This is a genomic window from Arenimonas sp., assembly GCF_035721105.1.
Classification (GTDB): Bacteria; Pseudomonadota; Gammaproteobacteria; order Xanthomonadales; family Xanthomonadaceae; genus Arenimonas.
In genome coordinates this window covers 1-6,730 of sequence record NZ_DASTNG010000071.1, presented here as the reverse complement: position 1 = coordinate 6,730, position 6,730 = coordinate 1, and the positions used below count along the sequence as shown (strand labels likewise).

Annotated in this window: 7 protein-coding genes; 2 read left to right on the top strand and 5 right to left on the bottom strand. The window is 70.3% G+C overall.

Annotated features, from left to right (window positions below; all coding sequences use genetic code 11):
* Together VFQ84_RS11565 and VFQ84_RS11560 are read right to left on the bottom strand one after the other, a co-directional pair.
* The coding region (locus VFQ84_RS11565) for an alpha/beta fold hydrolase (protein WP_325131786.1) at positions 1 to 311 on the bottom strand (311 nt) is incomplete at its 3' end.
* Complete coding sequence (locus VFQ84_RS11560) at positions 304 to 732, bottom strand: OsmC family protein (RefSeq protein ID WP_325131785.1); 429 nt, start codon at positions 730 to 732, stop codon at positions 304 to 306. The genes VFQ84_RS11565 and VFQ84_RS11560, both read right to left, overlap by 8 nt.
* A 242-nt stretch (positions 733 to 974) precedes the next feature.
* Between VFQ84_RS11560 and fusA the strand changes: the two genes are divergently transcribed.
* Both fusA and VFQ84_RS11550 read left to right on the top strand, forming a co-directional pair.
* The gene (fusA, locus tag VFQ84_RS11555; RefSeq protein ID WP_325131784.1) at positions 975 to 3,011 is read left to right on the top strand and encodes an elongation factor G; all 2,037 of its coding nucleotides are present in this window, start codon (positions 975 to 977) and stop codon (positions 3,009 to 3,011) included.
* Between the two features lie 57 nt (positions 3,012 to 3,068).
* Positions 3,069 to 3,572: a pilin gene (locus VFQ84_RS11550; protein ID WP_325131783.1), complete on the top strand. Its 504-nt coding sequence runs from the start codon at positions 3,069 to 3,071 to the stop codon at positions 3,570 to 3,572.
* 126 nt (positions 3,573 to 3,698) lie between these two features.
* On the opposite strand, the gene VFQ84_RS11545 is transcribed toward VFQ84_RS11550, so the two are convergent.
* Genes VFQ84_RS11545 through VFQ84_RS11535 form a run of 3 tightly spaced genes read right to left on the bottom strand, consistent with a single transcriptional unit; the run spans position 3,699 to position 6,602 of the window.
* The gene (locus VFQ84_RS11545) at positions 3,699 to 4,691 is read right to left on the bottom strand and encodes a cytochrome d ubiquinol oxidase subunit II (RefSeq protein WP_325131782.1); all 993 of its coding nucleotides are present in this window, start codon (positions 4,689 to 4,691) and stop codon (positions 3,699 to 3,701) included.
* 1 nt (position 4,692) lies between these two features.
* On the bottom strand, positions 4,693 to 6,036 hold the full coding sequence (locus VFQ84_RS11540) for a cytochrome ubiquinol oxidase subunit I (protein WP_325131781.1): 1,344 nt from the start codon (positions 6,034 to 6,036) through the stop codon (positions 4,693 to 4,695).
* Positions 6,033 to 6,602, bottom strand: a complete 570-nt coding sequence (locus VFQ84_RS11535) for a GbsR/MarR family transcriptional regulator (RefSeq protein ID WP_325131780.1) — start codon at positions 6,600 to 6,602, stop codon at positions 6,033 to 6,035. The genes VFQ84_RS11540 and VFQ84_RS11535 overlap by 4 nt, the downstream gene beginning before the upstream one ends.
* Positions 6,603 to 6,730 lie beyond the last annotated feature (128 nt).

Here is a 6,730-nt window from a genome sequence, read left to right as displayed (position 1 = left end):
GCCGGCGGCATCGGATTGACCAGCACGCGGGCATCGGCGCCGGCGGCTTCCAGCAGCACCAGCAGGCCGCCCAGGCTGGCGCCGATCGCGACCACCTGGTCGGCCTCCCGGCGCGCCCGCGCGAGCCAGGCGGCCACCTGCTCGCGGTAGTCCGCCAGCGTGGTGGCCGCCAGGCCGGCCGGCGCCGGCTGCAGGTCGGGTGCGAACACCCGCCAGCCCTCGGCCTCCAGCACCCGCGACCACACCGCCCACTCCCAGCCGCCGCCGCCCGCGCCGTGGACGCAGACGACGGCGCGACGCGGTTCAGACAAGCGTGGCGTCCAGGGTCACCGGCAGCGACAGCGCCTTGGAGATCACGCAGTTCTCCTTGGCGTTCTCGGCGATGGCGGCGAAGCCGGCGGCGTCGATGCCCGGCACCGAGGCGGTGACCTTCAGGTGCACGCCCACGGCGTGCGGGCCGGGCGAGGTTTCCATGGCCACTTCGGCCTGGGTGTCGATGCGGGTGGCGGTGAAGCCGGCGTTCTGCAGGATGAAGCCCAGGGCCATCGAGTAGCAGCCGGCGTGGGCCGCGGCCAGCAGTTCCTCGGGGTTGGTGCCCTTCTCGTCGCCGAAGCGGGTGCCGAACGAATAGCGGGTGCCTTCGAACAGGCCGCTCTGCGGCGTGCTCATGCGGCCCTGGCCGGTCTGCAGGTTGCCTTCCCAGTGCGCGGTGGCGCGACGCTTGAATCCCATGGCGGTTCTCCGTTGGCGGGCCGCGGGGGCGGCCGGGACGGGAAGTCTAACCCCCGCGCCGCCGGGACCCCGCCCGCGGGCTTCGGTTGACCCGGGGCCCGGTCGGAGGGAGGCTAGCGCTCCCGGCCCCGCCGGGGTTCCGCCATGACCGACGCGCGGTCGCGCGAAAACGACCTGGCAGCGCCTCTGCGCCGCCGACCATGACGGCCTATCCACCCATCACGCTTGGGAGAGACGGCCTCATGTCGTACCGCACAGAAAACATCCGCAACGTGGCCCTGGCAGGCCACTCCGGCGCCGGCAAGACCACCCTGTTCGAAGCCCTGCTGCATGCCGGCGGCGCCCTTCCCGCGGCAGGCAGCCTCGAACGCGGCACCACGGTGTCCGACTTCGACCCGATGGAAAAGGCCCGCGGCCATTCGCTCAACACCGCCCTCGCCAGCCTCGACCACGACGGCATCCACCTGAACCTGATCGACACCCCCGGCTACGCCGACTTCCGCGGCCCGACCCTGTCGGCGTTCTCGGCGGTGGAGACCGTGGCCATCGTCATCAACGCCGCCACCGGCATCGAATACGGCACCCGGCGGCTGATGGAATACGCCAAGGCCCGCAACCTGTGCCGGCTGCTGGTGATCAACCGCATCGACGCCGACCCCGGGCACCTGGCCGCGCTGGTCGAGGACATCCGCGAGACCTTCGGCCCCGAATGCCTGCCCATCAACCTGCCGGCCGACGGCGGCCAGCGCGTGGTGGACTGCTTCTTCAACCCCGACGGCGACTCCGACCTCGGGCCGGTCGCGGCGGCGCACCAACGCATCATCGACCAGGTGGTCGAGATCAACGAACAGGTGATGGAGCGCTTCCTGGAGGACGGCGAGGAAGGCCTGGGCGGCCAGGCCCTGCATGACGCCTTCGAGCAGTGCCTGCGCGAGGGCCACCTGGTGCCCGTCTGCTTCGCCTCGTCGCGCACCGGCGCCGGCGTCGCCGAACTGCTGGCGCTGGCCGAGCGCCTGCTGCCCAACCCGCTCGAGGGCAATCCGCCGCCGTTCGAGAAGAACGGCCAGCCGATCACCGCCACGCCGTATCCGGACGCGCACGTGATCGCCGACGTGTTCAAGCTGGTCAACGATCCCTTCGTCGGCAAGCTCAGCGTGTTCCGCGTGTTCCAGGGCACGGTGCGGCGCGACAGCCAGCTGTTCATCGACGACGGCCGCAAGCCGTTCAAGGTCGGGCATCTGTTCCGGCTCAAGGGCAAGGACCACGTCGAGATCGAGCAGGCCGTGGCCGGCGACATCGCCGCGGTGGCCAAGGTCGACGACATCCACTTCGACGCCGTGCTGCACGACAGCCACGACGAGGACGACATCCGCCTGCGGCCGCTGGACTTCCCGAAGCCGATGTTCGGGCTGGCGATCGAAGCGGCCACCCGCGGCCAGGAGCAGAAGCTGGCGACCGCCCTGCACCGCCTGGCCGAAGAGGACCCGGGCTTCCACGTCGAGCACCACGCCGAGCTCAACGAAACCGTGATCCGCGGCCTGGGCGAGCTGCACCTGCGGGTGATGCTCGAACGCATCCGGGACCGCTATGGCGTCGCCGTGGCCACCCGGCCGCCGCGCATCGCCTACCGCGAGACCATCGGCGCGCCGGCCGAGGGCCACCACCGGCACAAGAAGCAGACCGGCGGCGCCGGCCAGTTCGGCGAGGTCTTCCTGCGGGTCGAGCCGCTGGCGCGCGGCCAGGGCTTCGAGTTCGTGGACGCCGTGAAGGGCGGCACCATCCCCGGGCAGTACCTGCCGGCCGTGGAGAAAGGCGTGCGCCAGGTGCTGCACGGCGGCGCGGTTGCCGGCTACCCGATCCAGGACGTGCGGGTGACGGTGTACGACGGCAAGTTCCACACCGTCGATTCCAAGGAAGTGGCCTTCGTGGCGGCAGGCAAGAAGGCCTTCCTCGACGCCGTGCTCAAGGCGCGGCCGCAGGTGCTCGAACCGATCGTCGACCTCACCGTTGCCGCACCCGAGGCGCACATGGGCGACATCACCGGCCAGCTCGCGGCCAAGCGCGCGCGCATCCACGGCACCGACGCCGGCCGCGGCGGCGAGGTGCTGGTGAAGGCGCAGGTGCCGCTGTCCGAGCTCACCGACTATGCCGCCGAACTCAAGGGCGCCACCGCCGGACGCGGCCGCTACGACCTCGAGTTCAGCCACTACGAGCCGGTGCCGCCGCAGGTGCAGAAACAGCTGGTGGAGGCCTGGCGGCCCCACCACGACGAGGACTGAACACGCGGGGCGGTTAGACTGCAGGCGCGGCACCCCGGCCGCGCCTGCCCGTGACAGATGAAATCGCCTGCCTACGTCTTCGTTGCCCTGGTCCTCGCGATCCTGTTCTCGCTGGTCGCGTATCGCGTGTCGGTGCACTACGCGCGGTTCGACGCGCCCGTGGCCGCGCCGGCCGCACCGCCGCCTGCGCAGGCCGAATCCGGCGCGATCCCGGCCGCCCCGCAGGCCCCCGTTCTGCCGCCTGGCCAGCAGCAGGCCGCGGACGCCATCGCCCGCGCCCGCGACATCCAGGCCGCGGTGCAGGCCTACTTCGAGAGCCATGAAGGCTGGCCGCGCAACCTGGCCGAACTCTCGCTGGGCTACCCGGACCGGTATGCCGACCACGCCGTGGCCAGCATCTCGGTGCAGCCCAATGGCGTGGTGGCGATCGCGATGAAGCCGCACGTGGCGCGCGGCGGCGTGATCCGCCTCACGCCCTCGGTGCGACCCGACGGCCGCGTGGACTGGGAGTGCCGGGCCACCAACTATCCCGACGCGACCCGGCTGCCCACCTGCCGCTGATGCGTGGCGCCGACGCCCGCCCCTGATTCCTGCTCCCGCTGTCTGTAGGAGCGCCTTCAGGCGCGAATCTTTTTGCCGGAAAGCTTCGCGCCTGAAGGCGCTCCTACAGGGGGAGGGGATGGCGGGTCATTCGTAGCTGAGCTCGGCGCTTCGGCCCCAGAAGACGCGGTATACGTACACGGTGTAGCCCAGGATCATCGGCAGCGTGAGGGCGGCGCCGAACAGCATGATCTTGAGCGAGCCGGTCGCCGCGGCCGCGTCCCACAGCGTGATGCGGTCGATGACCAGGTAGGGGAACAGGCTGTAGGCCAGGCCGGCGAAGGCCAGCACGAACAGCACGATCGCGCCCGCGAACGGCACCCAGTCGCGCCGGCTCTCGCCCTTGCGCAGGCGCCGCAGCGCGCCCTCGGTGGCCGCGAACACCAGCGCCGTCAGCACCGGGATCGGCAGCAGGAACAGCAGCTGCGGCAGCGCGAACCACTTCTCGAAGATGCGCGGGCTCACCCACGGCGTCGCCACCGACACCGCGGCGATGCCGAGGCCGGTCAGCCAGAGGCTCACGTAGGCCCAGCGCAGGGCGCGCTGGCGCAGTTCGCCCTCGGCCTTGAGCACCAGCCAGCCGGCGCCCAGCAGCGCATAGCCCGCGCACAGCGCCAGCCCGATCGCGACCGCGAACGCCACGCCCACCGCATCGCTGCGGAAGCCCAGCACGTAGCTGCCCAGCATGTAGCCCTGCGAGAACGCCGCCAGCACCGAGCCCGACCAGAAGGCGCCGTTCCACAGCGGCTTGTGCGCCGCGCGCGCCTTCACCCGGAAGTCGAAGGCGACGCCGCGCAGGATCAGGCCCACCAGCATGGCCGCCACCGGCAGGTAGAGCGCGCCGAGGATGACGCCGTGCGCCAGCGGGAACGCCACCAGCAGCAGGCCCACGCCCAGCACCAGCCAGGTTTCGTTGGCGTCCCAGAACGGGCCGATGGACGCGATCATGCGGTCCTTGTCGGCGTCGGGCACGCCGCGCAGCAGGATGCCGACGCCCAGGTCATAGCCGTCGAGCACCACGTACAGCAGCATCGCCAGCGCCATCAGCGCGGTGAACACCACGGGGAGTGCGGTTTCCATCTCAGGCCTCCTGCAGGCCGCGGACGGCCGGCTTGTGGTCGGGCTTGCCGCGGTGGCGGGCCAGGTAGAACAACACCGACACGTACGAGCCCAGCAGCACCACGTACAGCAGCAGGTAAGCCGTCAGGCTGATGCCGATGATCGGCGCCGGCGTCGCCGAGATCGCGTCGACGGTGCGCAGCACGCCGGTGACCAGCCAGGGCTGGCGACCGATCTCGGTGACGTACCAGCCGGCCAGCGTGGCGACCCAGCCCGAGAAGGTCATCGCCAGCAGCGCGCGCGCCTGCCAGGGCGTCGGCGCGGCGTGCCGGCGCAGGCGCCAGGCGGTCCACCACGACACCGCCAGCATCAGCAGCCCGGTGCCCACCATCACCCGGAAGCCCCAGAACACCGGCGCCACCGGCGGATGTGCGTTCGGGAAGGAGTCCAGGCCCTTGATCTCGCCGTCCAGCGAGTGGGTCAGGATCAGGCTGGCCAGCTTGGGGATGCCGATGGCGTAGTCGTTGCTGCGCGCTTCCTCGTTGGGGATCGCGAACAGCAGCACCGGCGCACCCTTCTCGTCCTGCCAGATGCCCTCCATCGCCGCCACCTTGGCCGGCTGGTGCTCGAGGGTATTGAGGCCGTGCAGGTCGCCCACGAACACCTGCACCGGGATCAGCAGCGCGGCCACGGCCACGCCGGTGCGCATCGCCGCCATCACGTCCGGCGCGCGGTCGCCGCGCAGCCAGCGGTAGGCCGACAGGCCGGCGACCAGGAAGGCCGCGGTGAGACCCGAGGCCAGCAGCATGTGCGTCAGGCGGTAGGGGAAGGACGGATTGAAGACGATGGCCAGCCAGTCGGTCGGATGCGCCTGGCCGTTGATCATCTCGAAGCCGACCGGCGTCTGCATCCACGAATTCAGCGCCAGGATCCAGAACGCCGACAGCGTGGTGCCGCCCGCCACCAGCACGGTCGCGAGCGTATGCACGCGCTCGCCGACGCGCTTGCGCCCGAACAGCATGATCCCGAGGAAGCTGGCCTCCAGGAAGAAGGCCGTCAGCACCTCGTAGGCCAGCAGCGGCCCGGCGATGTTGCCCACCGTTTCCATGAAGCCCGGCCAGTTGGTGCCGAACTGGAAGCTCATGGTGATGCCGCTAACCACGCCCAGCGCGAAGGTGAGCGCGAAGACCTTCACCCAGAAGTAGTACGCGTCGATCCAGTGCTGTTTCCCGGTGCGCAGGAAGCGCAGCTTGAAGAACAGCAGGAACCAGCCCAGCGCGATCGTGATGGTCGGGAACAGGATGTGGAAGCTGATGTTGGCCGCGAACTGGATGCGCGCCAGCAGGGCCGGGTCGAGTTCGCTCACGACGCCTTCTCCTCGTTGGCCGGCGCCACGCCCCGCATCTTGTCGGTGAACTGCAGCAGGGCGGTGGCCTTGGCGCCCAGCGACATCAGCTTCTCGAGCGTGGACGGCGAGAGCTTGCGCACCTCGGCGAACCATTCGGTGAGCTGCTCGATCAGGTCATGCATCTCGCGCATGCGGGCCTGGGCGTGCCTTTCCTCCGGCGAGTCCGGGGTTTCGAGCAGGGCGTCGCGCAGCATCGACAGGGTCGGGTCGACCTCGCGCCGCTGCCGCTCCTCGGCCAGGGTCTTGAAGATGGCCCAGACGTCCTCGGGCGCGCTGTAGAAGTCGCGGCGGTCGCCCGGCTGGTGGTTCAACCGCACCAGCCGCCAGGACGAGAGCTCCTTGAGCCCCATGCTGACGTTGGACCGGCTGACGCCCAGCCGGTCGGTGATCTCGTCGGCCGTCAGCGGCTGGGCCGAGATGAACAGCAGGGCGTAGATCTGCCCCACCGTGCGGTTGATGCCCCAACGGCTGCCCATTTCACCGAAATGGAGCACGAAGGACTGGCTGAGCGGGGGAAGGTCCATGACCGGCCTCGAAGTTTCAGAAATTTCTGAAACATTAGACTTGGATCATTGACAGCCCGCAAGACCCCCCCTCCCGCCATTCAGAAATCCCTCACATCCCCGCCCCGCCCTCCCCCTGTAGGAGCGCC